Raw genomic sequence first — 26,984 nt, 5'->3', positions numbered from 1 at the left:
CTTGTGGTTCCTGGCGATGCCTCACCGCAACCCAGTGAGCCGACGAAGTCCTGGTGCAGATGAAACCTTCCATCCGCCCCATTCACAATCACTACAAAATTTATAGCTGCTAGCGCTTTACCAATAAGCGCTAGCGGCCAATTTTGCTCAAAATCTTGTTTGAACCACCGCTCCAACAAACCGCGCAGACGTGCGTCGGCCGCCCCGCAACGCCAGCAGCCCCAGCAGCGCGGCCAGCCCACCCAGGCCCCAGGTCGACAGGGTGGGGATGGCCGCCGGGCTGGGCGCCAGCAGCACGGGGACCACCGGGTCGTTGATGGTGCCGTCCTGCGCGCCAAAGCTGTTGTCGCCCCAGCCACCGTCCGTCACGTCGTAGGTCACGGTGTTGCCGCTGATCTGCAGGTTCACGGGGTCGTAGTAGCGGCTGGACAAGGGGCTGTCGGGTGTGGGGCCGTACTTCTTCACCGTGAAGCCCGTGAGGTCTGGAAAGGTCACCGCCACACGCACCGTCTCACCCGGCTGGCAGTTGATGAGCCGCAGGCGGAACGCCCCGTGCGGCATAGTGGCGCCGGGGTACGGCGCCGGTGCCGCCACCGGGCCGGTGCCCGCCAGGTCCAGCTGGCAACCCGCGCTGCCATCCACCACGCCCACGTTGACCGGCCCCGACCCGGTGTTCGTGGGTGTGGATAGGGTTTCAAAACGCGCCTGCACAGTGCAAGCGGCCGTCACCGCTGCCGTGGTGTAGGTGCTGCCCGCCAGCGTGCCGCCGCAGCCCGTGACGGCCGCAATGCGGTAGCCCGAAGCGGGCGTGACGGTGAAGGCGCCCGTTTGGCCTTCGGCCACGTTGACGGCCCCAGCCGGATTGATGCTGCCGCCCGCTCCCGCTGTGGCGGTGACCGTGTGCAGGGCGGGTTGACTCCGTTCCACGGTGACGGTGTAGGTGCGCCGGGCCACGCCGTTCTCAGCCACCACGTCCACCTGGATGACATTGGCACCGACCGCAAGCGGCAGCGGCGCAGTCGCCATTCCGCTGGTCACCACCACACCGTTGACCGTGATGGACGCCCCGGCCTGCGCCGCCACCGGTGTCAGCGACAGCTGGGCCACCCCATGGGGCACCGTGGCGGTATACGCCGTCACGCCACCGGCAAATGCCGGGCTGAGCGCCCCCTGCGACAACGCCAGCGACGCGAGCGCGGCATTGGGGGATGGCGAGGCATTCACCAGCACGGTGATGCCCCCCAGACCATTGGCGATGGCAATGTCCAACAGGCCGTCCCTGTTGAAGTCGGCAACCACCATCTGCTCGGGCGTGCCGCCCACAAACCGCAGGAGCGGCGCACCCAGCCCACCGGGGGCGCCCTGACCACGCACGATGGCAAGCTCGCCCGAAGCTGCGTCAGCGGCCACCAGATCGGGCCCGCCATCGCCATCAAAGTCAGAGGCGGCAAGAACGCTGGCAGAGATTCCCGCGCCGTAGGTGCCGACCATGCTCAGCGCCTGCCCGGGCGCGGCAGCCAACGAGGCAATCTGCACTCCTGCGGAGGCAAACACCCCTGCCCGGCCCGTCTGGCTCCAACCGGCAATCGCGCTCAGGGCGCCTACGCCCGCCGGCACATAGACGGGATCGCCCGGATACGAGGCTGAGGACAGCGAGGTGCCCACGGTGCCCACGGACGTTGCGGCCACGATGTCGGCACGGCCGTCCTGGTCGACATCCAGCGGGGCAAACCCCTTCACGTCATCCCACGACGCCACATCCAACATTTCGATGGAGCCCTGCGGGCTCACGCCGACCCACTGGATGCCTTCGTAAACACCTGCCGTCTCTGGCGCCCACACGGCCGCGTACGCGGGGTAGCCAGCCCCCCGGAAATTGCCAATCACCACTGACCGCGGGGCCAGGCCAATGAAGGACCGCTGCCCGGCCACCGTGAAGGTGCCCCGGCCATTGCCGAGGAAGACCATGATCGTCTTGTCAACCTCGTTCACCACGGCCAGGTCCGCATGCCCGTCCCCATTGAGATCGCCAGCAGCCACGGATCCCGCGCCCGCACCGGCATCAAGCCGGGTGCTGAATTCAAATCCACCAGCACCATTGCCACGCATGATCCAGACAGCATCATCGTCACGGTGCGTCACGGCGACGTCGGCGCGCCCGTCTTCATCAAAATCGGCGACGGCTATCGCCTGGGTGTAACGCTCTGGGATTCCGTAGGCACGTGCTGCAGCGAATCGGCCCGCGCCGTCTCCCCGCAGGTTGGCCAGGTAGCCACGTTGGTCGTCCAATACGACGATGTCTGGATGCCCGTCGCCACTGAAATCCGCCACTGCCGGGGGGCTGGCAGATTCGCCCACCGGGTATTCCAGCCCCTGGGCACTGAATCCGCCGCCGGCAAGGCCCGGCACAACCACCACCGTGCCGCTAAAGCGGGACAGCACCACGTCGGCCCGGCCATCGCCCGTGGCGTCCACGATCTGCCCGCCGCTGAAGCGCCCAAAGGCAGGGCCCACCCCTCTGCGCGAAAAGCCACCCTGCCCATCTCCGAGCAGGAGGACAGGGCTGGCGGAGGTGTTCTGCACAAGTGCCAGGATGTCCAGGTGGCCGTCGCCATTGGCATCCCCTGCGGCCACAAACGGGACGTACTCGTCACCGGTCACGCGCTGGGCCGCCGCAAAACCGCCCGCGCCATTGCCCAGCAGCAAAAACACACCGTCGCCCGACCCCGCAACAATGTCCACATGACCGTCCTCGTTCCAGTCGCCCGAAACAACATGGCGCCCTGCAACACCCAAACCGATGTCAGTGCGGGGGCGACCGTCAAACCGCCCGTCACCATCACCCCACAAGACGGAGACGCCTTTTTGCGCCCCGGAAAAGACGGCAATGGCCAGGTCGAGCCGCCCGTCACCGTCGAAATCCGCCACTGTCAGATCGCGCGGATTGAGCCCCGCACCAAAAGTGACCGGAGCAGACAAACCACCGCTGCCATCCCCCAGGTGAATCGTGGCGGTTCCGTTGTTGAAGCTGGTCACGGCAACATCCAGATGCCCGTCACCATTGAAATCCGCCGCCGCCACGCCGTAGGGAGCAGAGCCCACGCTGAATGCTCCCGCCTCGGAAAAACCTGAAACCCCGCCTGTGTTGAGCAGGATCTTGACGGTACTTCCCAGGCGATCCACCACCACGAGGTCGGGCCGGCCGTCTTCATTGAAGTCTCCCGTCGCCATCTCACTGGGAAGCCCACCCAGGCGCAAACTGGTCGCGGCCCCGAAAGCCAGATCAGCACGGGCCTGCCCAGAGACCGCCAGGCACAAACCGACGACGGCCAGGCCCAGCCTCCACGCGTGCCCCGGCGCTCGTGCTACAGATTTCATGAAGAATTCCTCCCTGTTCAGGCCCTATCTGGGCAGGAGGCGATTCTCGAAATGGACGTGGCTGCGCACAAGTCCAAACATTGCATGGATGTGAATGACGTGCCCGGCAGGATGCGTATCCGCAACGCCGCAGGGCGCCCACTGCAGCGACTGTCTAGGCGTTGTTCGCCACAATGCCCCAGCGCGCCAGCGCCGCGTCGTCAGACACGCGGGCATCCACCCAGCGCGCGCCCTGGGCGGTTACTTCCTTCTTCCAGAAAGGCGCCTGGGTCTTGAGGTAGTCCATCAAGAACTCGCAGGCCTGAAAACTCTGGCCCCGGTGGGCACTGGACACCGCCACCAGCACGATCTGGTCGAGCGGCTGCAGCAGGCCCACGCGGTGGATCACGCGGGCGCCAAAAATATCGAAGCGCCGAAAGGCCTCGTCCAACATGGCTTCGATGGATTTTTCGGTCATGCCGGGGTAGTGCTCCAGCTCCATGGACGACACCTGGTCGCCCTCGTTGCGATCCCGCACTGTGCCCACAAAGCTGCACACTGCGCCGATGCCTTTGTTTTCGCGGCGCAGCGCAGCGACTTCGGTGGACAGGTCAAAGTCCTCGGTCTGGATGGAAACGCGGGGCAGGGTCATGGCAAAAAACTCTCTACGGGGCGTGTGGAAGTCGACAAAAAGAGTCTTCAGGGCGAGCGGTGCAACCGGGGCGCGGCCAGCAGGGCACGCTCTTCTTCCACCACCTTGTTCAACTGCGCCAGTGCGGGCGACGGAGGCAACTGGGCCAGCAGGGTCTGCAGGCGCGTGACGTCACCGACGGTGGGCGCGACCTTGATCTGTGCGATGGCGGCGGGCAGGTTGCCGCCCCGGACCAGCGCCAGCACCTTGGCGGGCCATTCACTTTTGTTGCGTGCCATAAATAGGTCAAAAGGTTTGTCTGTACGATTCGCCCGCACTGTACCCGCACTTGCTCGCACCACAGCCCCCCCCGCACCTTAAGCCCATGGCCACACAAACGATTCAGACCGCTCACTACAAGCTCTACCCGTCCCCGCGCAATACGGTCCGCAACGTGTTCGAGCACCAGGTGTTCGTGCCCCACCCCTACGCCCTCATCGACCTGGATGTGATGGAGCTGGCGGGCAAAACCACCCTGTTTGGCGCCTGCCGCCTGTCGGACATGAAAATGGGCCAGGTGGTGACCTTTGAGTTGGCGTCCGACCAGGCCAAGTTCGAGCGCCTGTTCACGCCGGACTGAATCAGCAACCCTGCACCGCAACACGCCCCATGGACCTGCAAGAATCCTTTGAGGCGCTCGACTCCCGAGCCCCGGACACCTATGCCCAGGCCGTAGAGGCCTATTGCGACGGCATTTTGCGGCTGCACTGGAACGAGCGCCTCATCAACAAGATCTTTGGCCGGGCGCTGCAGTCGCATGCGGCAGGGCGGCTGGTGGTGCAGCACTACCAATGGCAATTGCGGGGGGCCCCCCGGCCCACACTGGCACTGCTGCAGCGTCGCATGCCCGGGGGCGCGCGCACGCTGGCCACGTTCTTTGCAGTGCTGCGCCTTGCCGGTATGGTGGCGGTGGACATTGACCCCGACGACCGCCGGGTGCGCTACCTGGTGCCCACCCCCAGGCTGCTGGACGGCCTGCGCACCTGGGTGCGGCACCACCTGCACTGCGCCGAGGCCCTGGGCGCCCTGCCCCCAGGCCATGCACAGCGGCTGGACAGCGATACGGACTACTTTGCCGCCTTTCTGGCCGGGGCCGACCACATCCTGGATCGCCTGGCCGAAACTCGGGGCCGGTTTGGCGGCTGGGACTGGTTTGACCAGCGCGACGGCGGTGGCCGCATTGCCATGCTGCTGTTGCGCGAACACTGCCGGGTGCACCGCCCTGGAGAAGAAGGGTCCACGCCGTTTCCCCTGCGGGCCAGCGAGCTTGCGCAGCGCCTGGGTTTTTCGCACTCGCATGTGCGCAACCTGGTCAATGAAGCCACAGCGCAGGGCCACCTCACCCAGGACGCGCCCCGGGGCCTCGTCGCGCTCACACCCCGCTTTCAGGCGGAGCTGCAAATCTGGCTGCAGCACCTGCTGGGCTGGTTTGCAGAGACAGCGGCCATGGCGCAGCACCACCTGCAAGCCCGCTCACAAGCACCCACGCACAATAAGGCCGCTGGTGTGCACAACCCCTGACTGCACCGCTCTGGCGGGCTTTTTTTTCCTGCCCCCCGAACCGCGCCCACCACCCAACAAGCCATGTACGACGACAACCAGATCCACGTGCCGCCCTCCTTCATGGCGGTGTACACCGACACCCGAGGGCGCCTGACGGAAAAGGCGGACGGCGTGCGCGCCCGCTACGAACTGTGCGAAGACTTGGCAGGCCACCTGGTGGAGCACGCGCAGACGCTGTACCACGTGCAGGCGCCTTCCGAGACCGAGATCCTGCAGCGCATCCACGCGGGGCTGTGCACGGCCGAATCTGGCGTGGCGGTGGCCGAAGCGACATGGATCGTCACCCGGCTGGCCGAGCTGCTGGTGTGGCAATGCCCCGTGCTGGTTCCGCCGCAGCCTGAATCTGCAGCCGACGCGGCCCAGCCACCGCAGGCAGGCTGACCAACCTGGGGACACGGTGGGCGCTTGGCTATACTGCGGCCCATGTCCACGCACACCCCCTTTGCCATGACCGCCGCACTTGCGGTGGCGTTGCAGTGCGTGGGCAAAACCAAAAAACCAGAGCTCATCTGACCGGAGCTGTGGTTCCGTCCGGATGAGCGACGGAACCACCTGGTAGAGAAATTTCCTTTTCTCGTTTCACTCCCCGGCATTCCGCGCGCGCTCCCTTCGGACGGTTCTTCCCCTGGTCGAACCCTGAAAGGACGCTTCGCATGTCTGCCACCGATACCGCTACCTCCCACCAGCCGCTGTTCAGCGGGCTCTGGATCGCCTTGGTCACACCGTTCAAGGACGGCGCCGTGGACCACCCGGCCCTTGCCGCCCTCACCACCCGGCTGCGTGCCGACGGCGTTGCGGGCTTCGTTGCCTGCGGCTCGACCGGTGAGGCCGCGGCCCTCGACAAGGCCGAGCAACTGCAGGTACTGGAGACCGTGCTCAGCGCCGCCCAGGGTTTGCCCGTGGTGATGGGCGTATCGGGCTACCACCAGGGCCAGGTGCTGGAACAGGTGCGGACCCTTGCACACTACCCGGTTGCAGGTCTGCTGGTGTCCGCCCCGCACTACATCCGCCCCTCGCAGGAGGGCCTGCTGCACTGGTTCCGCACCCTGGCCGACGCCAGCGCGGTGCCCCTGCTGATCTACGACATTCCGTACCGCACGGGCGCCACGCTCACCACCGAGACGCTGCTGGCGCTGGCGGCGCATCCGCGCATCCAGGCCATCAAGGACTGCGGCGGCAACACGGCCAAGACGCAGGCCCTGATCGCCGATGGACGGCTGCAGGTGCTGACCGGTGAAGACGCGCAGATCTTCCATACGCTGGCCCTCGGCGGTGCAGGCGCCATCTCTGCCTGTGCACACTGGCAGACGCCGCGTTTTGTGGAGTTGATGGCATTGCTGCGCCTGGGGGACCTGCCCGCAGCCCGCCACTTGTGGCAGGCCTTGCAACCCTGGGTGGAAGCGTGTTTTGCAGAGCCCAACCCTGCCCCGCTCAAGGCCATGCTGGCGCATGCAGGGTGGATGCGCAGCGAAGTGCGCGCGCCGATGATGCCAGCCTCGAAGGCGCTGCAGGATCGTTTGAAGGCGCTTTGAGGTGACGTGCCAGAGGGCGCGAGAGCGCCCCAGCTAACCGCCCGTCACCGGCGGGAAAAACGCCACCTCGGCCCCATCGGCCAGGGTGGCGGATTCATCGCTCAAGGTCTGGTTGAGTGCCATGCGCACGGCCCGGCCACGCGCGAGGCTGCTGGCATGGGCGCCGCCGCGTGCAATGAGCTCATCGCGCAGCGCACCCAGCGTGGTGGCAGCGGTATCGACCGCCTCGCTGCCTTGCCCAATGGCCTCGCGGATGGAGGCAAAGTAGCGCACGGTGACCGTCATGACAAAAGCTCCGAAAAGGCAATGAACCGCACCGTGTCGCCGGATGCAATCGTCTGGCCCGCCGGGTTGTCCACCACACCATCACCCCAGGCGGCCGAAGTGAGCACGCCCGAACTCTGGTTGTGAAACAGATCCAGCCCACCTGCCGCGTTGTGGCGCACGCGCAGAAACTCGCGGCGTTTATCGGCCTTGGGCCAGGCAAAATCAGCGCGAGCAGCTATGGGTTGAGGAGCAACGTCCACCACACCCTGCAGCCGCAACACAAACGGGCGCACCAGCAGCGCAAAGGTCAGAAAGCTCGACACCGGGTTGCCGGGTAGGCCCATGAAGTGGGCGGCACCACCGTCACGCGGGATCTGGCCATAGGCAAACGGCTTGCCGGGCTTCATGGCGATCTGCCACAGGTCGAGCGTGCCCAGCGACTCGACGGCAGGCTTGATGTGGTCTTCCTCGCCCACACTCACGCCGCCGCTGGTGAGGATGAGATCGTGCGCTGCGCTCGCGCTGCGCAGGGCGTCGATGGTGGCGTCGCGCCGGTCGGGCACGATGCCAAAGTCCGTCACCTCGCAGCCCAGGCGCAGCAGCATGGCGCGCAGGAAAAAGCGGTTGCTGTTGTAAATGGCACCAGGGCGCATTTGCTCCGGCGGCACCTCGCCGGGCATGACCAGTTCATCGCCCGTGGAGAACAGCGCCACGCGGGGGCGACGGGCCACCTGCAGTTCGTGCAAGCCGATGCTGGCGGCCAGGCCCAGCTCGGCCGGGGTCAGGCGTGTGCCGGCCGACAGCACCACGGCACCCCGGGTGATGTCCTCGCCCGCGCGGCGGATCCACTGGCCCTTTGGGGGCACGGCGTTGATGCGCACCAGGCCCAGGCCGTCGCCCGTGGCGAGGGCTTCGCAGTCTTCCTGCATCAGGATGGCATCCGCCCCCTCGGGCACTGGCGCGCCAGTGAAGATGCGAGCGGCGGTGCCCGGCAAGAGCGGATCACCCGCGCTGCCCGCAGCAATGCGCTGCGAAACAGGCAAGGTGATCGGCAGCGCCACACCCACGGCCGCCACATCGGCGCAGCGCACGGCGTAGCCGTCCATGGAGCTGTTGTCCTGCGGCGGCACCTGCAGGGCCGAAACACAGTTTTGCGCCAGCACGCGGCCGTCCGCGTCAAACGTGGTAACCGTCTCGGTCCCTGGCAACGGTGTGGCCTTGGCCAACAGGTCGGCCAGCGCCTCGTCGAGCGGCTTCAGGGGCTTCATTGGGGGGCGCATGGCACCAGGCCTCCGTGCAGATCCCAGTTGTACTCAAAGCGGTGTTCGTATTGGAGCAGCCAGTCCACCACCTGCGCCGGGCTGTTGAGGTCCAGCAGGGGCAACTGGGTGGGCACAGGCAGGCCCTGCGGTGCATCGGTGGCCACGGCGACCACAAAATCGTCTTCGGGGTAGCGCACAGGCTTGGCCACCTGGCCGGGTTCGGGGGCACGCCAGACCTCGATCTTGAGCAGATCGCTGTCCTTGAAGCCCTCCACCAGCACCCAGTCCACGCCCTGGTACAGCTCGGCCAGCAGGTGGTGCACGCTGAGCGTGGCGGGCTGCTCGAACTCGCGCACCAGCATCAGGCGCTTGTCCGATGCCGCGACCACCTCGAAGGCCCCTGCCTCGCGGTGGCGGTACGTGTCCTTGCCCGGGTGGTCGATGTCGAAACTATGGTGGGCATGTTTGACCACCGACACGCGCAACCCCCGCAGCCGCAGCTCGGGGATCAACTGCTCGACCAGCGTGGTCTTGCCACTGCCGGAAAAACCGGCAAAACCGACAACCTTCATCCACTGCTCCTTGGTTAGCTATTTTATTTATAGCTGCTAACGCTTACCAGACAAGCGCCAGGGGCATTTTTAGTTCAAACCCAGTATCCTGAGCCGCTCCCGCATCCGCATCCGCAGCGACAGAGCGGCTACGGATTGCCCACCCTAGAGGGCGGGCGTGCAGTGGCGCTCGATGTATTGCTTGACCAACTGCACGTTGGCCGGCATCACCTGCACGCGCTTGGGCAGGTCTTCGATGCCCGCGAACTTGGCGGGCCGCTCGGGCGCATGGCCCAGGGCTTCGACGATGGTCTCGGCAAACTTGATGGGCAGCGCGGTCTCCAGCACGATCATGGGCACCTTGGGGTCCTGGTGGTGTTCGCGCGCCACCTTCACGCCGTCGGCCGTGTGGGTGTCGATGGTGACGCCGTGGCGCTCGAAGTTGTCCTTGATGGTCGCCAGGCGGTCGGCGTGGGTGCTCTTGCCGCTTTCAAAACCGTACTTGGTGGCGGCTTCGGCAAACAGCGGTTCGGCGCTCAAGTCAAACCGGCCATAGGCGGGCAGCGCTTTGGCAAACAACGCGTTCGTGCGCTGGCCGTTGCGGCCCAGCAGGTCAAAAATGAACCGCTCGAAGTTGCTGGCCTTGCTGATGTCCATCGAGGGGCTCGATGTCTCGTGCGTGTCGGCTGCGGCGCGCACGCGGTAGGCGCCGGTGCGGAAGAACTCGTCGAGCACGTCGTTCTCGTTCGTGGCCACCACCAGCTTGTCAATGGGCAGGCCCATCATGCGCGCCACATGGCCCGCACACACGTTGCCAAAGTTGCCGCTGGGCACCGTGAAGCTGACCTTCTGGTCGTTGGTCTCGGTGGCCTGGATGTAGCCCGCGAAGTAGTACACCACCTGCGCCAAAAGGCGCGCCCAGTTGATGGAGTTGACGGTGCCAATCTTGTACTTGCGCTTGAAGGCCAGGTCGTTGCTGACGGCCTTGACGATGTCCTGGCAGTCGTCGAACACGCCTTCGATGGCGATGTTGTGGATGTTCTCGTCCTGCAGGCTGAACATTTGCGCCTGCTGGAACGCGCTCATTCGGCCGTGCGGGCTGGTCATGAAGACGCGCACGCCCTTTTTGCCGCGCATGGCGTACTCGGCCGCGCTGCCGGTGTCGCCGCTGGTGGCGCCCAGGATGTTGAGTTCTTCACCGCGGCGGTTCAGTTCGTATTCGAACAGGTTGCCCAGCAATTGCATCGCCATGTCCTTGAAGGCCAGCGTGGGGCCGTTGGACAGGGCTTCGAGCCACAGGCCGTCTTCGAGGTGGCGCAGGGGCACGATCTCGCCCGTGCCAAACACCTCTGCGGTGTACGTCTTGGCGCACAGGGCCTTCAGGTCAGCGGCGGGGATGTCATCGATGTAGAGCGACAGGATCTGAAACGCCAGCTCGGCGTAGCCTTGCTCGTGGTAAGCCTTGCGCAGCTTTGTCAGCATCGCGTCGCTGACCTGCGGGTAGTGCTCGGGCAGGTACAGGCCGCCATCGGGCGCCAGGCCTTCGAGCAGGATGTCGCAGAAATGCTTGCGGTCGGCGTGGCCGCGTGTGGAGATGTACAGCATCAGTTCAGTTCCTCCTTGCGGATGCGCGTGATGGGCGCCAGCACCGTGGGCAGGGCCTGCATCTGGGCGATCACGGCGTCCATGGTGCCTTCGCGGGTGTCGTGGGTCAGGATGATCAGGTCCGTTTGCGTAGATCCTTCACCACCGACTTCGTCAGCCTCACGCTGCAATACTGCGTCGATGCTCACACCGGCCTCGGCCAACAGGCCGGTGACCTTGGCCAGCACACCGGCCTGGTCGGCCACGCGCAGGCGCAGGTAGTAGCTGGTGACCACTTCGCTCATCGGCAGCACGGGCAGCGTGTCCATGGCATCGGCCAGCGTGTTGGCCTGGAAGGCCAGATGCGGCACGCGGTGCTCAGGGTCGGCCGTGTGCAGGCGCGCGATATCCACCAGGTCGGCAATGACGGCACTGGCGGTGGGCTCGCTGCCCGCACCCTTGCCGTAGTACAGCGTGGTGCCCACGGCGTCGCCCTGCACCACCACGGCGTTCATGGCGCCTTCGACGTTGGCGATCAGGCGCTTGGAGGGCACGAGGCTCGGGTGCACGCGCAGCTCGATGCCCTTGTCCGCGCGCTTGGTGATGCCCAGCAGCTTGATGCGGTAGCCCAGTTGCTCGGCGTACTTGATGTCGGCCGCGCCGAGCTTGGTGATGCCTTCGACATAGGCCTTGTCAAACTGCACGGGGATGCCAAACGCAATGGCACTCATCAGCGTGACCTTGTGCGCGGCGTCCACGCCTTCGATGTCGAAGGTGGGGTCGGCCTCGGCGTAGCCCAGGCGCTGTGCTTCCTTGAGCACCACATCAAAGTCCAGCCCCTTGCTGCGCATTTCGGACAGGATGAAATTGGTGGTGCCGTTGATGATGCCGGCGATCCACTGGATGCGGTTGGCGGTGAGGCCTTCGCGCAGCGCCTTGATGATAGGGATGCCCCCCGCCACGGCCGCCTCAAAGGCCACCATCACGCCCTTGGCCGATGCAGCCGCGAAGATCTCGGTGCCGTGCACGGCCAGCAGCGCCTTGTTGGCGGTGACCACGTGCTTGCCAGCGGCGATGGCTTCGAGCACGAGCGCGCGGGCGATGCCATAGCCACCAATCAGCTCGATGACGATGTCGATGTCAGGGTTGGCAATGATGGCGCGGGCGTCATTGACGACCTGGATGTCAGCACCCACTACCGCTTTGGCGCGCTCCACGTCAAGATCGGCCACCATGGTGATCTCAATGCCACGGCCAGCGCGGCGGCTGATCTCGTCCTGGTTGCGCGCGAGCACGTTGAACACGCCGCTGCCGACGGTGCCGATGCCCAGAAGGCCTACTTGGATGGGTTTCATGGGATTTTTATCAGTCAAAATGGGCTCTGGCGCTTATCCATCAAGCGCTAGCAGCTATGAAAAAATGAGTTTCTGCACCACTCAACGTGCAAGTTACGCAGCCGCCGCCATTTGCACGCGCTTGCGGTATTGCTCCAGGAAGCGCGCCACGCGGCCGATGGCGTCGCGCAGATCGTCTTCGTGTGGCAGGAACACGATGCGGAAATGGTCCGGCGCCGCCCAGTTGAAGCCTGTGCCCTGCACCAGCATGACCTTGGTCTCCTGCAGCAGCTCCAGGAAGAACTGCTGGTCGTCCTCGATGGGATACACGGCAGGGTCGAGGCGCGGAAACATGTAGAGCGCCGCCTGGGGCTTCACGCAGGTCACGCCCGGGATGGCCGTGATCAGCTCGTACGCCAGATCACGTTGCTTGCGCAGGCGGCCGCCCTCGCCTACCAGCTCATTGATGCTCTGGTAGCCACCCAGCGCCGTCTGCACCGCCCACTGGCCGGGCACGTTGGCGCACAGGCGCATGTTCGAGAGCATGTTCAGGCCCTCGATGTAGTCCTTGGCGGGCTTCTTGTCGCCCGACACCACCATCCAGCCCGCGCGGTAGCCACATGAGCGGTAGCTCTTGGACAGCGAATTGAAGGTGAGTGTGAGCACATCCTCGCTCAGCGAGCCAATAGCCGTGTGTTTGGCGCCGTCGTACAGCACCTTGTCATACACCTCGTCGGCAAAGATGACCAAGCCATGCTCGCGTGCAATGGCGACGATGCCCTTGAGCAATTCGTCCGAATACAGCGCGCCCGTCGGGTTGTTGGGATTGATGACCACGATGCCCTTGGTGCGGGGCGTGATCTTGGCGCGGATATCCTGAAGGTTGGGCATCCAGCCGTTGGCTTCATCGCACACATAGTGCACGGGCGTGCCGCCCGACAGGCTGGCAGCGGCCGTCCACAGGGGGTAATCGGGCGAGGGCAGGAGCAGTTCGTCGCCGTTGTCCAGCAGGGCATTGGTGGCCATCACGATCAGCTCGCTGGCGCCATTGCCCAGGTAGATGTCGTCCAGCATCACGCCCTTGATGCCCTGTTTTTGCGTCTCGTGCATGACGGCCTTGCGCGCCGCAAAGATGCCCTTGCTGTCCGAATAACCCGCCGAGTTGGGCAGGTTGCGGATCATGTCGAGCTGTATTTCTTCCGGCGCATCAAAACCGAACACCGCCAGGTTGCCGATGTTGAGCTTGATGATCTTGTGGCCGTCTTCCTCCATCTGCTTGGCCGCGTCCATGATGGGCCCCCGGATGTCATAGCAGACGTTGGCGAGCTTGGCGGATTTTTGGACGGTTTTCATGCGCTGACGGTGGTGCAGTGGGGTCAGGTGGCGGCCAGAGCGGCTGGCACCTTGGCGAAACCTATAATTTGACCACAGATCACAAGCGCGCCCGGGCCCTGCGCCGGGCCTACCCGCAGCGCCAGCGCCTGCAACCGACGTCAACACCCATGAAATTCCAGCCCGACCGCTCCAACGCTCAGACTATCAGCGGCTACGGCCCCGGCTGGATCGGCGTGGATGCCGAGAAGATCACGCACAGCGTCATCATCGGCTCGTCGGGGCTGCGCCAGGCTTGGCCCTGCACGCGCTTTGAAGACCTGACCCCCGAACACTTCGCGCAATTGGCAGCCCTGGAGACAGAGCTGGTCATTTTTGGCAGCGGCACACGCAACCGGTTCCCGCCACCGGCGTGGCTGGCGCCGCTCATCGCCCGCCGGCTGGGGCTGGAAACCATGGACACCCCTGCCGCCTGCCGCACGTACAACATCCTGGCCAGCGAAGGGCGCAACGTGGTCGCAGCACTGATTCTGGAAGCCTGAGCTGCAGGCCTGCAACCGCCGCGACAAGCTGCAAATCCGGCGCTTGCACCTATGCAAGGCCTTGCCTAAATGCCCGCCACTGCGGGCCGGACACACTGTCTTACATTTGGCCGAAGAGTGAATTCGGGGTAAAATCGCCGGTTGCGGTCGGGGGCACCACCAAGAGCAATAACACACTAGCTCCCCCGGCTTACCAACGACTACATCCTGAGAGATTGAAGTGATATGGCGATCGTTGTCAACAAACCCCTCCCTGAATTTGAAGCCAACGCTACCGGTGGACTCAAGGTCTCCAACACCTCCCACCTTGGCCAAATTCTGGTTCTCTACTTCTATCCCAAGGACAACACGCCTGGCTGCACTACGGAGGCCATGCAGTTTCGCGACAAGTACAAGGACTTCGTGAAGGCAGGCGCTGCCGTGTTCGGCGTGTCCCGCGACAACATGAAGTCGCACGACGAATTCAAGGAAAAGCTGGAACTGCCCTTCGAACTCATCGCCGACACCGAAGAAAAGATGTGCCACATGTTCGGTGTGGTCAAGAACAAGATCATGTACGGCAAGAAGGTCAAGGGCATTGAGCGCAGCACCTTCCTGATCGGCCCCGATGGCCTGCTGGTGCAAGAGTGGCGCGGCCTCAAGGTTCCCGGCCACGTGGACGAGGTCCTGAAAGCCGTCAAATCCATCAAGGCCCTGAAAAAGGCCGCCTGATCTGCACATTGGGGCATCGGCGCGACACCCCGCTTGTTTTGCCCAGGCAAGACATCCGGAGTAGGCATAATGGTTTTATGCCCCTGGTTATCGCAACGCTTGCCCTCCTCCAAAAAGCCGCCTTGGCCTCCAGGCGGCTTTTTGCTTTCTGACCCATCCGTTACCCCTTTACCGACCGAGGCCCTGCCACCATGCCCCTGCCCCCCGCCCCCAGCCGGCGCGCTGCACTCCTCGCGCCAGAAGCCTTTGAAGTCGCAGCCCGCCCCCGCGTAGCTACCACCTCGGCGAACGAAGCCGTTGCTACGCCCCAGCGCACCGCCACCGCTACAGCCCCCACCCGCGCCGGACGCAAGGCAGACAGCGTGGCCTCGTCGCTGGCAGCGCCTGACACAGCTCCATTGGTCCAGATTGAGACCCGAGCACGCACACCCCAACCCTCCGCCGCCCCCGTGGCCCGAAGCACCGGCACGCGCAAGGCACGCAGCACCGACACACCTGCCGCCGTCACCGCCAGCACCACCCCGGCCACCGCGACCACCACACGCACCCGCAAATCCGCACCGCAAGGTCCGACCAAGCTCTTTGTGCTGGACACCAACGTGCTCCTGCATGACCCAACCAGCCTCTTCCGCTTTGAAGAGCACGACATCTTCCTGCCGATGATCGTGCTGGAAGAACTGGACGGCCACAAGAAGGGCATGACCGAAGTGGCCCGCAACGGCCGCCAGGCCAGCCGCACGCTGGATGCCCTGGCTGCCGCCCAGGGCGCCGACATGGCCAAGGGCCTCAAGCTTGACTCCACCGGCCAGCGTGCTGCGGGTGGCCACCTGTTCTTCCAGACGGTGCCACTGGACTACAGCCTTCCCACCAGCCTGCCCCCGGGCAAAGCCGACAACCAGATCCTGGGCGTGGTCGAAGCCCTGCGCAAGCTGCACGCACCGCGCGAAGTGGTGCTGGTCTCCAAAGACATCAACATGCGCGTCAAGGCCCGCGCGCTGGGCCTGACTGCCGAGGACTACCAGAACGACAAGACGCTGGAAGATGGCGACCTGCTCTACGCTGGCGTGCTGGCCCTGCCCCCCGACTTCTGGGCCAAGAGCGGCAAGAACGTGGAAAGCTGGCAAAGCGGCGCCCACACCTATTACCGCATTGGCGGCCCCATCGTGCCGCAGCTGATGATCAATCAGTTCGTGTACTTCGAAGCCCCCGGCGAGCCCAGCCTGTTTGCGCGCGTGAGCGAAATCCGCGAGAAAACAGCGGTACTGCAGACCCTGAAGGACTACGGTTCGGCCAAAAATGCCGTGTGGGGCGTGACCACGCGCAACCGCGAACAGAACTACGCCATGAACCTGCTCATGGACCCCGAGATCGACTTCGTGACCCTGACCGGCACGGCCGGCACCGGCAAGACACTGCTCGCCCTGGCTGCAGGCCTGACCCAGGTGCTGGACGATCGCCGCTACACCGAGATCATCATGACCCGCGCCACGGTGAGCGTGGGCGAGGACATCGGCTTTTTGCCCGGTACCGAAGAAGAAAAGATGGGCCCCTGGATGGGCGCGCTGGACGACAACCTGGAGTTTTTGGCCAAGGGCGACGGCGGCAATGCTGGCGAGTGGGGCCGCGCTGCCACCAACGAGCTGATCCGCAGCCGCATCAAGATCAAGAGCATGAACTTCATGCGCGGGCGCACCTTCCTGAACAAGTACGTGATCATCGATGAGGCGCAGAACCTGACGCCCAAGCAAATGAAGACGCTGATCACCCGCGCCGGTCCCGGCACCAAGATCATCTGCATGGGCAACCTGGCGCAGATCGACACCCCGTACCTGACCGAAGGGTCCTCCGGGCTTACCTACGCCGTGGACCGCTTCAAGGGCTGGCCGCACAGCGGGCACATCACGCTGGCGCGCGGCGAACGCTCGCGCTTGGCAGATTTCGCCAGCGAGGTGCTCTGAGTTGGCTGCAGGCTGGGTTGCAGCACTGAAGCTGGTGCCCTGGGGCGACGTCATCGAGGCGACGCCCCAGATTCTCCAGGCGGCCAAGAAGCTGCTGGGCACCACCCGAAAAGGGAACGCTGAAGCTGCTGCGGGAGCACTCGAAGGCGCTGGGGGCGAGCCCGCCATTCCCGTGGCCTTGCAGCTGGAACATCTGCGCGAGCGGGTGGCAATGCTGGAGCAGGAGCAACAGGAATCCGCCGTGTTGATCCAGTCACTGGCCGAACAGAATGCCCAAGTGGTGCAGGCGGTAGAAGTGCTGCGCCAACGCCAGCAACGGCTCACTGTGGCTGTGGGTGTTCTTGCCGTGGGATGTGCGGGTTTGCTGGTGTGGGTGCTGCAACCCTAACGGAACTCCGACCAAGACCATCTACCCCGGTCAAAAACTCCTAATTTGATAGCTACTTGCGCTTACCCAATAAGCGCTAGTGGCTATTTTTATTAGAAATCGTCGCCCGAACCCATGGCCAGGTTCTCGAAGCGCGTCTGGTTCTTCTGGAAGAACAGCTTCACAGTACCCGTGGGGCCGTTCCGCTGCTTGCCGATGATGACCTCGGCCACGTTGGGCTCCTTGGAGTCCTTGTTGTAGTAGTCGTCGCGGTAGATGAACATGATGATGTCGGCATCCTGCTCGATAGCGCCCGACTCGCGCAGGTCGGACATCATGGGGCGCTTGTCGGTGCGCTGCTCCACCGAGCGGTTGAGCTGCGACAGCGCGATCACCGGGCACTGCAGTTCCTTGGCCAGCATCTTGAGGCCCCGGGAAATTTCACCCAACTCGGTCGCCCGGTTGTCCGAACTGGCCGCCGAGCCCGAGCCGCTCATCAGCTGCAAATAGTCGACCACGATCAGGCCCAGCTTGCCGCACTGGCGCGCCAGGCGCCGCGCGTTGGCGCGCAATTCACCGGGTGTGAGGCCCGGGGTTTCATCAATGTGCAGCGAGACGGTGCGTAGTTTTTCAATCGCCTCGGTCAGGCGCGGCCACTCATCATCGGTGAGCTTGCCGGTGCGCAGATTGCCCTGGTTCACCCGGCCAATCGAACCGACGATACGCACCGCCAACTGGGCGGCGCCCATTTCCATCGAGAAGATGGCGACCGGCAGGCCCTCATTGAGCGCCACGTGCTCGGCAATGTTCACCGCGAACGAGGTCTTGCCCATGGAGGGGCGCGCGGCCAGCACCACCATGTCGCCCGCTTGCAGCCCACTGGTCATGCGGTCGAGGTCTGCAAACCCGGTGGGCACACCCGTCACATCCACAGGGTTGTCTGCCATCTCCTGCACGCGATCGAGCAGGTCGATCACCAGCGTATCCAGCGACTGAAAGCCCTGCTTGGTGCGCGAGCCTTCCTCGCCAATGGCAAAAATCTTGGACTCGGCCTCGTCCAGAATCCGTTCGACCGTCTTGCCTTGCGGGTTGAACGCGTTGGTGGAAATTTCGTCGCTGGCCGTGACCAGCTTGCGCAGGATGGCACGCTCGCGCACGATTTCCGCATAGCGGCGGATGTTGCTAGCGCTGGGTACGTATTGCGCCAGATTGTTCAGATAGGCCAGCCCACCCATCTCTTGCACCTTGCCCAGGTTTTGCAGGTGCTCGAACACGGTGATCACGTCGGCCGGCTTGCTGGCGTTGATCAGTGCGCCGATGGCCGAGTAGATCATCTGGTGCTCATGGCGGTAGAAATGGCTTTCTACCAGCAGGTCGCCCACGCGGTCCCAGGCGTTGTTGTCCAGCAGCAACCCGCCCAGCACGCTGGACTCCGCTTCTATCGAGTGCGGCGGCACGCGCAACTGGGCGATTTCACGGTCGGGTACCGGCGTGAAGCCATCGTCAAGGGGCGGAAAAACAGCAGACATGGAATCCTCGGAGCTAACCCGGCATGCTAGCGCCCGTGCGGCGCGCCGTCATGGCACAAGTCTGTGGATAAAGTTGGGGCAACCAGTGGGTAACCATGTACAAACCAGAGCCGCACAAAAACAAAAGCCGCCCGAAGGCGGCTTTGCGTGAAACACCGAAGTGAATCTCAGGCGGTTTCGCCGTAGACCGACACGGTCACGTCCACCACCACATCGGTGTGCAGAGCCACGCTGACAGTGCTTTCGCTCACGACCTTGATCGGGCCGTTGGGAAGGCGGATTTGCGACTTGGCAACCTTGTAGCCTTGCTTGCTCAGCTCTTCGGCGATGTCGTGGTTGGTCACGGAACCAAACAGACGACCGTCCACGCCAGCCTTTTGCGTCAGCTTGACGGTGGTGCCAGCCAGCTTTTCGCCTTGGGCTTGAGCTTCTGCCAGCTTGGCAGCTGCGGCCTTTTCGAGTTCAGCGCGCTTGGCTTCGAACTCTGCCTTGGCGGCTTCCGTGGCGCGACGGGCGCGGCCAGCGGGGATCAGGAAGTTGCGGGCGTAGCCGTCTTTGACCTTGACGATTTCACCGAGGTTGCCGAGGTTCACAACCTTGTCGAGCAGGATGATTTGCATGGGTTGTGCTCCTTAGATCTTGTGCTGGTCGCTGTAAGGCACCAGGGCCAGGAAGCGAGCGCGCTTGATGGCGGTGTTCAGCTGACGCTGGAAGATGGCGCGCGTGCCAGTCAGGCGTGCGGGGATGATCTTGCCGTTTTCGGCGATGAAGTCGCGCAGCGTATCGACATCCTTGTAGTCGATTTCTTCAACACCGGTCACCGTGAAGCGGCAAAAGCGCTTGCGCTTGAACAGCAGGGACTGGGTATTGCGCTTTGGGCGCTTGTCTTTGTTGAACTTCTTGAACGTGGCCATTGCGGACCCCTTGAAAATTAATTTTGTTGAATATCCTGGATGTGCAGTACTGCGGTCTTGCCATTGCGCGGGTTGGCCAGAAATCCATGGAAAGTCCAGAGACTTCCAATGTTCTGCCGTGCCAGTCGCTCGGCCATCGCTCCAAAGGCAATGGCTTTCATGGCGGCCTTGACTTCGCGGGGGTGGCCTGCCTCGGCTTGCTGGGACTCGTGTTCGAGGCGCAGCGTGAGGGCAGGCAGTCCGGCGGGCGTGTAGCGCAGGGGTTCAGCCTCTGCGATACAGGCGGTCAAGACTACGCGGTTCTCCACTCCAACGGGCTAGATCAGCGCTCGGCGCGATCTGGGCGCTCGCCACGCTCGCCACCGGCCGCTGCATATTCAGCTTGGCTGGCCTTGCGGGCTTCTTCGCGCTCGACGGTCTTCATCATGGAAGATGGGCCCGTATCGGCCTTCTTCTTCTGAACCGTCAGGTGGCGCAGCACGGCGTCGTTGAACTTGAAGGCGTGCTCCAATTCAGCCATCACGGCCTGATCGGCTTCGATGTTCACGCACAGGTAATGGGCCTTGGCCAGCTTGTTGATCAGGTACGCCAGTTGACGGCGGCCCCAGTCTTCCACGCGGTGCACCTTGCCACCGCCAGCGGTGATCATGCCCTTGTAGCGCTCCAGCATGGCTGGAACTTGCTCGCTTTGATCCGGATGGATCAACAAAATGATTTCGTAATGACGCATGCATACTCCTTTTGGGTAAGACCACCCACTGCGTCTTGAAGTGGTGTGGCAAGGGAAAGCCTGCGATTATAGCCCGGCCTGCGTCGCTTGTACACTCAGTGCTTCGCCGCCCCTGTCCAGGCGTACAAAAAGATGCCATAGATGCGTCCAGCCCCTTGTAAAACCAGTGGCTGGGCCGACATGTACTACAACAAACCGCGATGCATACGGGGCTCGTGAGACTATGCCCCTGGTGCAGACCTTGATTTGTGGTGGCACGCCCCCAGATCCCGCGCGTACCGTTCATTTACTTCCAGACCAAGACATGTCCGACACCAGCCATACCACCCCCGCACAGAGCGCGTCCGCCCCCGAAGAAGTCGAAGCCGCCATGGCTGCCCACGCCTCTGACGAGCTGGCACGCCTGCAGGGCGAGTTGGCCGAGCTCAAGGCCAAAAGCGCTGATCTGGCCGACCAGTTCCTGCGCGCCAAGGCCGAGGCCGAGAACGCCCGCCGCCGCGCCGAAGACGAGGTTTCCAAGGCCCGCAAATTCGGTATCGAGAGCTTTGCCGAGAGCCTGCTGCCCGTGGCCGACAGCCTGGATGCCGCCCTGGCCATCAAGGAAGCCACGCCCCAGCAGCTGCGTGAAGGCGCCGACGCCACCCTGCGCCAGCTGACGTCGGCACTGGAGCGCAACAAGGTGATTGCCATCAACCCGGCCGCTGGCGCCAAGTTCGATCCGCACCAGCACCAGGCCATCAGCGTGGTGCCTGCCGAGCAGGAAGCCAACACCGTGGTGGCTGTGCTGCAAAAGGGCTATGCGATCGCCGAGCGCGTGCTGCGTCCGGCCCTGGTCACGGTGACGGCTCCCAAGTAAGCCTCAAAAAAATCGACCCGGAAGACTTGAACCACACCAAGTTATCCACAAGTTACTAGCCATCCAAACCATTCAAGCATTCGGAGAAAAATCATGGGAAGAATCATCGGCATTGACCTGGGTACGACCAACAGCTGCGTCTCCATCATGGAGGGCAACACGACCCGCGTGATCGAAAACAGCGAAGGTGCACGCACCACGCCCTCCATCGTGGCCTACCAGGAAGACGGCGAGATCCTCGTCGGTGCCTCGGCCAAGCGCCAGGCCGTGACCAACCCCAAGAACACGCTGTACGCCGTCAAGCGCCTGATCGGCCGCAAGTTCACCGAAAAAGAAGTGCAAAAGGACATCGACCTGATGCCCTACAAGATCGTGGCCGCCGACAACGGCGACGCATGGATCGAAGTGCGCGGCAACAAGCTGTCGGCCCAGCAAGTGTCTGCCGACATCCTGCGCAAGATGAAGAAGACGGCTGAAGACTACCTGGGCGAGCCCGTGACGGAAGCCGTCATCACCGTGCCCGCGTACTTCAACGACGCACAGCGCCAAGCCACCAAGGACGCTGGCCGCATTGCGGGCCTGGACGTCAAGCGCATCATCAATGAGCCTACCGCTGCAGCCTTGGCCTTCGGCCTGGACAAGCAGGAAAAGGGCGACCGCAAGATCGCCGTGTATGACCTGGGCGGCGGCACGTTCGACGTGTCCATCATCGAAATCGCCGATGTGGACGGCGAAAAGCAGTTCGAAGTGCTGTCGACCAACGGCGACACCTTCCTGGGCGGCGAAGACTTCGACCAGCGCATCATCGACTTCATCATTGACGAGTTCAAGAAGGAGTCGGGCGTCAACCTCAAGAATGACGTGCTGGCCCTGCAGCGCCTGAAGGAAGCGGCCGAGAAAGCCAAGATCGAACTGTCGAACTCGGCCTCGACAGACATCAACCTGCCCTACATCACGGCAGACGCATCGGGCCCCAAGCACCTGAACATCAAACTGACCCGCGCCAAGCTGGAACAACTGGTGGAAGAGCTGATCGAGCGCACCATCGCTCCTTGCCGCATGGCCATCAAGGACGCTGGCGTGTCGGTGTCTGACATCCATGACGTGATCCTGGTCGGCGGCATGACCCGGATGCCCAAGGTGCAGGAAAAGGTCAAGGAATTCTTCGGCAAGGACCCCCGCAAGGACGTGAACCCTGACGAAGCCGTGGCCGTGGGCGCCGCCATCCAGGGCCAGGTGCTGTCGGGTGACCGCAAGGACGTGCTGCTGCTGGACGTGACACCCCTGTCGCTGGGTATCGAAACCCTGGGCGGTGTCATGACCAAGATGATCACGAAGAACACGACCATCCCGACGAAGTTCGCACAGACCTTCTCGACGGCCGATGACAACCAGCCTGCCGTGACCATCAAGGTCTACCAGGGCGAGCGCGAAATCGCTACCGGCAACAAGCTGCTGGGCGAATTCAACCTGGAAGGCATTCCACCGGCAGCCCGCGGTGTTCCGCAGATCGAAGTGTCGTTCGACATCGACGCCAACGGCATCTTGCACGTGGGCGCCAAGGACAAGGGCACGGGCAAGGAAAACAAGATCACTATCAAGGCCAACTCGGGCCTGTCGGAAGAAGAAATCCAGCAGATGGTGAAGGACGCCGAGCTGAACGCAGCCGACGACAAGAAGAAGCTGGAGCTGGTGCAAGCCCGCAACCAGGGTGAAGCCGCCGTGCACAGCGTGAACAAGAGCCTGGCCGAACACGGCGACAAGCTCGACGCAGGTGAAAAAGACGCGATCACTGCCGCAGTCAAGGCGCTGGAAGAAGCCTTGAAGGGCGAAGACAAGGCCGCGATTGACGAAAAGACCACGGCGCTGATGGCTGCCAGCCAGAAGCTGGGCGAAAAGATGTACGCCGAGTCCCAGGCAGCGCAAGCTGCTCAGGCAGCCGGGGGTGCTGAGGCCGCAGGCGCGTCGGCTGGTGGCGCGTCCGCCAAGCCCGCAGACGACGACAACGTCGTCGATGCCGAGGTGAAGGAAGTCAAGAAGGGCTGAGCACGCCGCCGTTGACCCCAGCCGCCGCGCGGGGCCCTTGACGGGGCTTGCGCGGCGTTCCTGTTCCAACCGGGCTCAGAATGACCATGTCCAAAAGAGACTTTTACGAAATCCTGGGCGTTCCCAAGAACGCCTCGGACGAAGAAATCAAGAAGGCCTATCGCAAGCTGGCGATGAAGCACCACCCTGACCGCAACCAGGGTGACGCAGCCAAGCCTGCCGAAGAGAAGTTCAAGGAGGCCAAAGAGGCCTACGAGATGCTCTCCGACCCGCAAAAACGTGCGGCCTACGACCAGTACGGCCACGCCGGGGTGGACCCCAACATGCGCGGCCCCGGCGGCGCGGGGGCGGAGGGCTTTGGTGGTTTTGCCGAGGCTTTTGGCGACATCTTCGGCGACATGTTTGGCCAGCAGGGCGGGCGTGGGCGCGGTGCCGGCGGCCGACAGGTGTACAGGGGCAGCGACCTCAGCTACGCCATGGAGATCACGCTGGAAGAAGCCGCGCGCGGCAAGGATGCGCAGATCCGCATCCCCTCGTGGGAGAGCTGCGACACCTGCCACGGCAGCGGTGCCAAACCCGGCACCAGTGCCAAGACCTGTGGCACCTGCCAGGGCGCAGGCACGGTACAGATGCGCCAGGGCTTCTTCAGCGTGCAGCAGACCTGCCCGCACTGCCGGGGCACGGGCAAGATCATCCCCGAGCCGTGCACGACCTGCCATGGCCAGGGCAAGCTCAAGAAGCAAAAGACGCTGGAAGTGAAGATTCCTGCGGGCATCGACGACGGCATGCGCATCCGCTCCACCGGCAACGGCGAGCCGGGCACCAACGGCGGCCCACCGGGTGACCTGTACATCGAGATCCGCCTGAAGAAACACGACATCTTCGAGCGCGATGGCGACGACCTGCACTGCCAGGTGCCCGTGAGCTTCATCACGGCAGCACTCGGCGGCGAGATCGAAGTGCCCACGCTGGCTGGCAAGGCAGCGATCGACATTCCTGAAGGCACCCAAGCCGGCAAGCAGTTCCGCCTGCGTGGCAAGGGCATCAAGGGCGTGCGTGCCAGCTACCCGGGCGATCTGTACTGCCACATCGCAGTCGAGACACCCGTCAAGCTGACCGAGCACCAGCGCAAGCTCCTGCGCGAACTGGAAGATTCGCTCAAGAAGGGCGGCGCCCGCCACTCGCCCAGCGGCGAGAGTTGGACGGACCGGCTGAAGAACTTCTTCAGCTGACCGCGCACCGGCATCCCATCGAAAACCGCTTGTGGCCTTTTGGCCCAGGCGGTTTTTTCTTGACGCAGGGCAAGAAACTCCCTTAGGCCCGTGCGATGCACGCACAGCGCAGTAGGATGGGTCTCATCGATGATCACCCGGGAGCTTGGGCACATGAACGTCAACATCACCTTCCTGGGCGGCTCCGGCACGGTCACCGGCTCCAAGTACCTGGTGCGTTACAACGGCAAGAGCCTCCTGGTCGATTGCGGCCTGTTCCAGGGCTACAAGCAGTTGCGCCTGCGCAACTGGCAGCCTCTGCCCGTCACGCCGCACCAGATCGACGCCGTGGTGCTGACCCATGCCCACCTGGATCACAGCGGCTACCTGCCGCTGCTGGCGCGCGACGGCTACACCCACGCCATCCACTGCACACCGGGCACACGCGACCTGTGCACCATCCTGCTGCCCGACAGCGGGCACCTGCAGGAAGAAGACGCGGCCTTTCTCAACCGCCACCAGCTCAGCAGCCACAGCCCCGCCCTGCCCCTGTACACCCGGCTCGACGCGCTGCACTGCCTCAAGCAGTTCCAGATCCACCCATTTCACAAGGCGTTTGAGCCCCTGCCCGGCTGGCGTGTGACGTTTTCGCCCGCAGGCCACATCCTTGGTGCAGCCAGCGTGCTGCTGGAGGTGGGAGGCAGGCGCATTCTGTTTTCGGGCGACCTGGGGCGGCCCGATGACCTGCTCATGAACCCGCCTGACGCGCCGCCCCAGGCCGACACCGTGCTCATCGAGTCCACCTACGGCGACCGCGAGCACCCGCCCGAAGGCCCGCTCGATGAACTGGGCCCCGCCCTGCAGCGCCTGGCAGCGCGTGGCGGCATTGCCGTGGTGCCGGTGTTTGCCGTGGGGCGTGCACAGGTCGTGCTGCACGCGATTGGCCTGCTCAAGGCGCAGGGTGTGGTGCCCGCATCGCTCAAGGTGTTTCTGGACAGCCCCATGGCCGTCAGTACCACGGGGCTGTTCCAGCACCACATGCAGGAACACCGCCTGAGCGGCCGCGAGGTGCAGGCACTGGAGCATGGCGCCACCATGGTCCAGACGCCCGAGCAATCCAAGGGGCTGGCCAAGCTTCATGGCCCCATGGTCATCCTGTCGGCCAGCGGCATGGCCACCGGGGGGCGCGTGCTGCACCACCTGGCACTGCACGCAGGCGACCACCGCAACATGATCATCCTGACCGGCCACCAGGCCCCAGGCACCCGTGGTGCGCGGCTGGCAGAGGGCGAAAAAACCATCCGTATCCACGGCCAGGACGTGGCCGTGCGGGCCGAGGTGGTTCGGCTGTCCTCTGCATCAGCCCATGCAGACGGCAACCAGCTCATCGCCTGGCTGCGCAGCATGGGGCACGCGCCGGACAAGGTGTACGTGGTGCATGGTGAAATGGGCGCGGCCGATCTGCTGCGTCAGCGCATTGAACATGAGCTGCGCTGGCGTGCCGCTGTGCCAGAGCACGGCAGCACCTGCACCGCCTGAGCCACGGTAGCTTTCTGGGCCTCAGCGGTTCTACCCTCGCGCAGAAGGGCAGTGCCGCCATCGCGTATCGCGATGTCAAAGCGGTAATAATGGGGAGAAAATAGGCAACCTTCTCATTTCGAGAAGTTAAAACCCCATGAAAAGCTCCGAGCGCAGTTTTGCGCGCCGTATCGACCTGACCTCGCTGCAATTGTTTGTGGCGGTGTGCGAGCTCGGCAGCATTGGCCGCGCGGCTGAGCGCGAATTCATTGCGGCATCGGCCGTCAGCAAGCGCCTGTCGGACCTGGAAACCGCCGTGGACACCGCCCTGCTCTACCGCCACAGCCGGGGCGTCACGCTCACACCCGCAGGCGAGAGCCTGCTGCACCATGCGCGCACCGTGCTGTTTGGCCTCGAACGCATGCAGGGCGAGTTGAGCGAATACGCCGACGGCGTGCGCGGCCATGTCCGCATGCACGCCAACATCTCGGCCATCTTCCAGTTCCTGCCCGAAGACCTGGGCGCCTTTGCGCGCGAGCACAGCCAGATCAAGATCGACCTGCAGGAGCACCTCTCCAGCGACGTGCTGCACGCCGTGCAGGAGGGCGCCGCCGACCTGGGCATCTGCAACATCGGCATGGCCAGTGGCAACGGTGCCCTGGAATTGCAAAGCCGCCCTTATCGCGCCGACAATCTGGTGCTCGTTGTACCCCTGGCGCACGACCTGTCTGCGCTGGACGCTATCAATTTTGAAGAAATTCTGGACTGGGACATCGTGGGCCTGCATGCCAACAGCAGCATCAGCCTGGCCATGCGCGCCGCCGCCGCCGCCGCCGGGCGCCCGCTGCGACAGCGCATCCAGGTCACAGGGCTCGATGCCATGTGCCGCATGATCGACAACGGCCTGGGCGTGGGCCTGCTGCCCGACCGGGCGTTTGCACTGATGCGCGGCGTGGGCAACCTGCAAGCCATCCCGCTGACCGATGCCTGGGCCCACCGCGAGCTGCGCGTGGTGGCTCGCGACTTCGACGCCCTGCCCGTCACGGCCCGTTTGCTGGTGGAACACCTGTCACCCCGGCCAGACCCCGACACTAAAATCCAATCACCCACCTGAAAAGCAGAAAGAAAG

Annotated in this window: 27 protein-coding genes; 13 read left to right on the top strand and 14 right to left on the bottom strand. The window is 64.0% G+C overall.

All coding sequences use genetic code 11. The features are described from left to right. Positions 1–147: 147 nt before the first annotated feature. The 3 genes from C8C93_RS02315 to C8C93_RS02305 form a co-directional block, all read right to left on the bottom strand. Positions 148–3,378 (bottom strand): IPTL-CTERM sorting domain-containing protein, encoded by a 3,231-nt coding sequence (locus C8C93_RS02315; protein WP_121505788.1) that lies wholly within the window; start codon positions 3,376–3,378, stop codon positions 148–150. 154 nt (positions 3,379–3,532) lie between these two features. Continuing rightward, the gene (locus C8C93_RS02310; protein WP_121505787.1) at positions 3,533–4,009 is read right to left on the bottom strand and encodes a molybdenum cofactor biosynthesis protein MoaE; all 477 of its coding nucleotides are present in this window, start codon (positions 4,007–4,009) and stop codon (positions 3,533–3,535) included. A gap of 47 nt (positions 4,010–4,056) precedes the next feature. Beyond that, on the bottom strand, positions 4,057–4,287 hold the full coding sequence (locus tag C8C93_RS02305; RefSeq protein WP_055393176.1) for a hypothetical protein: 231 nt from the start codon (positions 4,285–4,287) through the stop codon (positions 4,057–4,059). 86 nt (positions 4,288–4,373) lie between these two features. Between C8C93_RS02305 and C8C93_RS02300 the strand changes: the two genes are divergently transcribed. The 4 genes from C8C93_RS02300 (at position 4,374) to dapA (ending at position 7,143) form a co-directional block, all read left to right on the top strand. Then, positions 4,374–4,628: a hypothetical protein gene (locus tag C8C93_RS02300; protein ID WP_055393174.1), complete on the top strand. Its 255-nt coding sequence runs from the start codon at positions 4,374–4,376 to the stop codon at positions 4,626–4,628. 29 nt (positions 4,629–4,657) lie between these two features. Next, positions 4,658–5,569, top strand: a complete 912-nt coding sequence (locus C8C93_RS02295) for a hypothetical protein (RefSeq protein WP_121420730.1) — start codon at positions 4,658–4,660, stop codon at positions 5,567–5,569. Between the two features lie 63 nt (positions 5,570–5,632). Continuing rightward, on the top strand, positions 5,633–5,992 hold the full coding sequence (locus C8C93_RS02290) for a hypothetical protein (protein ID WP_055393170.1): 360 nt from the start codon (positions 5,633–5,635) through the stop codon (positions 5,990–5,992). Positions 5,993–6,264: 272 nt separating this feature from the next. Then, positions 6,265–7,143, top strand: a complete 879-nt coding sequence (gene dapA / locus C8C93_RS02285; RefSeq protein ID WP_121505786.1) for a 4-hydroxy-tetrahydrodipicolinate synthase — start codon at positions 6,265–6,267, stop codon at positions 7,141–7,143. Positions 7,144–7,176: 33 nt separating this feature from the next. Here dapA and moaD read toward each other — a convergent pair whose 3' ends face one another. The 6 genes from moaD to C8C93_RS02255 form a co-directional block, all read right to left on the bottom strand. Next, complete coding sequence (gene moaD / locus C8C93_RS02280) at positions 7,177–7,428, bottom strand: molybdopterin converting factor subunit 1 (protein WP_055393166.1); 252 nt, start codon at positions 7,426–7,428, stop codon at positions 7,177–7,179. Beyond that, on the bottom strand, positions 7,425–8,690 hold the full coding sequence (glp, locus tag C8C93_RS02275; protein ID WP_121505785.1) for a gephyrin-like molybdotransferase Glp: 1,266 nt from the start codon (positions 8,688–8,690) through the stop codon (positions 7,425–7,427). Before glp ends, moaD begins: the two co-directional genes overlap by 4 nt. Beyond that, complete coding sequence (mobB, locus tag C8C93_RS02270; RefSeq protein WP_121420733.1) at positions 8,675–9,244, bottom strand: molybdopterin-guanine dinucleotide biosynthesis protein B; 570 nt, start codon at positions 9,242–9,244, stop codon at positions 8,675–8,677. The genes glp and mobB overlap by 16 nt, the downstream gene beginning before the upstream one ends. Before the next feature lie 144 nt (positions 9,245–9,388). Continuing rightward, the gene (gene thrC / locus C8C93_RS02265) at positions 9,389–10,828 is read right to left on the bottom strand and encodes a threonine synthase (RefSeq protein WP_055393160.1); all 1,440 of its coding nucleotides are present in this window, start codon (positions 10,826–10,828) and stop codon (positions 9,389–9,391) included. Then, positions 10,828–12,162 carry a homoserine dehydrogenase gene (locus tag C8C93_RS02260; protein WP_121420735.1) on the bottom strand — a complete coding sequence of 445 codons (1,335 nt, stop codon included), beginning with the start codon at positions 12,160–12,162 and terminating at the stop codon, positions 10,828–10,830. The genes thrC and C8C93_RS02260 overlap by 1 nt, the downstream gene beginning before the upstream one ends. 93 nt (positions 12,163–12,255) lie before the next feature. Further along, positions 12,256–13,494 (bottom strand): pyridoxal phosphate-dependent aminotransferase, encoded by a 1,239-nt coding sequence (locus tag C8C93_RS02255; RefSeq protein WP_121420736.1) that lies wholly within the window; start codon positions 13,492–13,494, stop codon positions 12,256–12,258. A 149-nt stretch (positions 13,495–13,643) separates the two neighbouring features. Between C8C93_RS02255 and C8C93_RS02250 the strand changes: the two genes are divergently transcribed. The 4 genes from C8C93_RS02250 (at position 13,644) to C8C93_RS02235 (ending at position 17,072) form a co-directional block, all read left to right on the top strand. Further along, complete coding sequence (locus C8C93_RS02250) at positions 13,644–14,015, top strand: Mth938-like domain-containing protein (protein WP_055393291.1); 372 nt, start codon at positions 13,644–13,646, stop codon at positions 14,013–14,015. A 225-nt stretch (positions 14,016–14,240) separates the two neighbouring features. Beyond that, positions 14,241–14,726 carry a peroxiredoxin gene (locus C8C93_RS02245; RefSeq protein WP_055393154.1) on the top strand — a complete coding sequence of 162 codons (486 nt, stop codon included), beginning with the start codon at positions 14,241–14,243 and terminating at the stop codon, positions 14,724–14,726. A gap of 191 nt (positions 14,727–14,917) precedes the next feature. Then, positions 14,918–16,684 (top strand): PhoH family protein, encoded by a 1,767-nt coding sequence (locus C8C93_RS02240; protein WP_121505784.1) that lies wholly within the window; start codon positions 14,918–14,920, stop codon positions 16,682–16,684. A gap of 1 nt (position 16,685) precedes the next feature. Next, complete coding sequence (locus C8C93_RS02235; protein ID WP_121505783.1) at positions 16,686–17,072, top strand: hypothetical protein; 387 nt, start codon at positions 16,686–16,688, stop codon at positions 17,070–17,072. Positions 17,073–17,164: 92 nt separating this feature from the next. On the opposite strand, the gene dnaB is transcribed toward C8C93_RS02235, so the two are convergent. The 5 genes from dnaB to rpsF all read right to left on the bottom strand — a co-directional run bounded on the left by dnaB (position 17,165) and on the right by rpsF (position 20,224). Continuing rightward, entirely contained in the window at positions 17,165–18,580 is a 1,416-nt protein-coding gene (dnaB, locus tag C8C93_RS02230) for a replicative DNA helicase (protein WP_121505782.1), read from the bottom strand. Positions 18,581–18,747: 167 nt separating this feature from the next. After that, on the bottom strand, positions 18,748–19,200 hold the full coding sequence (gene rplI / locus C8C93_RS02225) for a 50S ribosomal protein L9 (protein ID WP_055399385.1): 453 nt from the start codon (positions 19,198–19,200) through the stop codon (positions 18,748–18,750). 12 nt (positions 19,201–19,212) lie between these two features. Further along, complete coding sequence (rpsR, locus tag C8C93_RS02220; protein ID WP_005795932.1) at positions 19,213–19,494, bottom strand: 30S ribosomal protein S18; 282 nt, start codon at positions 19,492–19,494, stop codon at positions 19,213–19,215. 17 nt (positions 19,495–19,511) lie between these two features. Beyond that, positions 19,512–19,802, bottom strand: a complete 291-nt coding sequence (priB, locus tag C8C93_RS02215; protein ID WP_121505781.1) for a primosomal replication protein N — start codon at positions 19,800–19,802, stop codon at positions 19,512–19,514. A gap of 14 nt (positions 19,803–19,816) precedes the next feature. Continuing rightward, positions 19,817–20,224 carry a 30S ribosomal protein S6 gene (rpsF, locus tag C8C93_RS02210; protein ID WP_055399389.1) on the bottom strand — a complete coding sequence of 136 codons (408 nt, stop codon included), beginning with the start codon at positions 20,222–20,224 and terminating at the stop codon, positions 19,817–19,819. 304 nt (positions 20,225–20,528) lie between these two features. Here rpsF and grpE point away from each other — a divergent pair, with 304 nt between their 5' ends. From grpE to C8C93_RS02185, 5 genes are all read left to right on the top strand, one after another. Further along, positions 20,529–21,080 carry a nucleotide exchange factor GrpE gene (gene grpE / locus C8C93_RS02205; RefSeq protein WP_121505780.1) on the top strand — a complete coding sequence of 184 codons (552 nt, stop codon included), beginning with the start codon at positions 20,529–20,531 and terminating at the stop codon, positions 21,078–21,080. Between the two features lie 93 nt (positions 21,081–21,173). Beyond that, on the top strand, positions 21,174–23,126 hold the full coding sequence (gene dnaK, locus C8C93_RS02200) for a molecular chaperone DnaK (RefSeq protein WP_121420741.1): 1,953 nt from the start codon (positions 21,174–21,176) through the stop codon (positions 23,124–23,126). Between the two features lie 86 nt (positions 23,127–23,212). Then, positions 23,213–24,358, top strand: coding sequence for a molecular chaperone DnaJ (gene dnaJ / locus C8C93_RS02195; RefSeq protein WP_055399485.1), 1,146 nt, complete (start codon positions 23,213–23,215; stop codon positions 24,356–24,358). A gap of 153 nt (positions 24,359–24,511) precedes the next feature. Then, positions 24,512–25,876 carry an MBL fold metallo-hydrolase gene (locus tag C8C93_RS02190; protein ID WP_121508621.1) on the top strand — a complete coding sequence of 455 codons (1,365 nt, stop codon included), beginning with the start codon at positions 24,512–24,514 and terminating at the stop codon, positions 25,874–25,876. 136 nt (positions 25,877–26,012) lie between these two features. Continuing rightward, entirely contained in the window at positions 26,013–26,969 is a 957-nt protein-coding gene (locus tag C8C93_RS02185; protein WP_121505779.1) for a LysR family transcriptional regulator, read from the top strand. Positions 26,970–26,984 lie beyond the last annotated feature (15 nt).

The organism is Acidovorax sp. 93 (assembly GCF_003633835.1).
In the GTDB taxonomy this organism is placed as follows: domain Bacteria; phylum Pseudomonadota; class Gammaproteobacteria; order Burkholderiales; family Burkholderiaceae_C; genus Acidovorax; species Acidovorax facilis.
The sequence above is the reverse complement of the archived record's forward strand: the minus strand, read 5'-3'. Positions and strand labels throughout refer to the sequence as shown.

Coding starts and splice junctions, on each gene's coding strand:
- C8C93_RS02315 (WP_121505788.1), bottom strand. CDS start 3,378: ATGAAATCTGTAGCACGAGCGCCGGGGCACGCGTGGAGGCTGGGCCTG.
- C8C93_RS02310 (WP_121505787.1), bottom strand. CDS start 4,009: ATGACCCTGCCCCGCGTTTCCATCCAGACCGAGGACTTTGACCTGTCC.
- C8C93_RS02305 (WP_055393176.1), bottom strand. CDS start 4,287: ATGGCACGCAACAAAAGTGAATGGCCCGCCAAGGTGCTGGCGCTGGTC.
- C8C93_RS02300 (WP_055393174.1), top strand. CDS start 4,374: ATGGCCACACAAACGATTCAGACCGCTCACTACAAGCTCTACCCGTCC.
- C8C93_RS02295 (WP_121420730.1), top strand. CDS start 4,658: ATGGACCTGCAAGAATCCTTTGAGGCGCTCGACTCCCGAGCCCCGGAC.
- C8C93_RS02290 (WP_055393170.1), top strand. CDS start 5,633: ATGTACGACGACAACCAGATCCACGTGCCGCCCTCCTTCATGGCGGTG.
- dapA (WP_121505786.1), top strand. CDS start 6,265: ATGTCTGCCACCGATACCGCTACCTCCCACCAGCCGCTGTTCAGCGGG.
- moaD (WP_055393166.1), bottom strand. CDS start 7,428: ATGACGGTCACCGTGCGCTACTTTGCCTCCATCCGCGAGGCCATTGGG.
- glp (WP_121505785.1), bottom strand. CDS start 8,690: ATGCGCCCCCCAATGAAGCCCCTGAAGCCGCTCGACGAGGCGCTGGCC.
- mobB (WP_121420733.1), bottom strand. CDS start 9,244: ATGAAGGTTGTCGGTTTTGCCGGTTTTTCCGGCAGTGGCAAGACCACG.
- thrC (WP_055393160.1), bottom strand. CDS start 10,828: ATGCTGTACATCTCCACACGCGGCCACGCCGACCGCAAGCATTTCTGC.
- C8C93_RS02260 (WP_121420735.1), bottom strand. CDS start 12,162: ATGAAACCCATCCAAGTAGGCCTTCTGGGCATCGGCACCGTCGGCAGC.
- C8C93_RS02255 (WP_121420736.1), bottom strand. CDS start 13,494: ATGAAAACCGTCCAAAAATCCGCCAAGCTCGCCAACGTCTGCTATGAC.
- C8C93_RS02250 (WP_055393291.1), top strand. CDS start 13,644: ATGAAATTCCAGCCCGACCGCTCCAACGCTCAGACTATCAGCGGCTAC.
- C8C93_RS02245 (WP_055393154.1), top strand. CDS start 14,241: ATGGCGATCGTTGTCAACAAACCCCTCCCTGAATTTGAAGCCAACGCT.
- C8C93_RS02240 (WP_121505784.1), top strand. CDS start 14,918: ATGCCCCTGCCCCCCGCCCCCAGCCGGCGCGCTGCACTCCTCGCGCCA.
- dnaB (WP_121505782.1), bottom strand. CDS start 18,580: ATGTCTGCTGTTTTTCCGCCCCTTGACGATGGCTTCACGCCGGTACCC.
- rplI (WP_055399385.1), bottom strand. CDS start 19,200: ATGCAAATCATCCTGCTCGACAAGGTTGTGAACCTCGGCAACCTCGGT.
- rpsR (WP_005795932.1), bottom strand. CDS start 19,494: ATGGCCACGTTCAAGAAGTTCAACAAAGACAAGCGCCCAAAGCGCAAT.
- rpsF (WP_055399389.1), bottom strand. CDS start 20,224: ATGCGTCATTACGAAATCATTTTGTTGATCCATCCGGATCAAAGCGAG.
- grpE (WP_121505780.1), top strand. CDS start 20,529: ATGTCCGACACCAGCCATACCACCCCCGCACAGAGCGCGTCCGCCCCC.
- dnaK (WP_121420741.1), top strand. CDS start 21,174: ATGGGAAGAATCATCGGCATTGACCTGGGTACGACCAACAGCTGCGTC.
- dnaJ (WP_055399485.1), top strand. CDS start 23,213: ATGTCCAAAAGAGACTTTTACGAAATCCTGGGCGTTCCCAAGAACGCC.
- C8C93_RS02190 (WP_121508621.1), top strand. CDS start 24,512: ATGAACGTCAACATCACCTTCCTGGGCGGCTCCGGCACGGTCACCGGC.
- C8C93_RS02185 (WP_121505779.1), top strand. CDS start 26,013: ATGAAAAGCTCCGAGCGCAGTTTTGCGCGCCGTATCGACCTGACCTCG.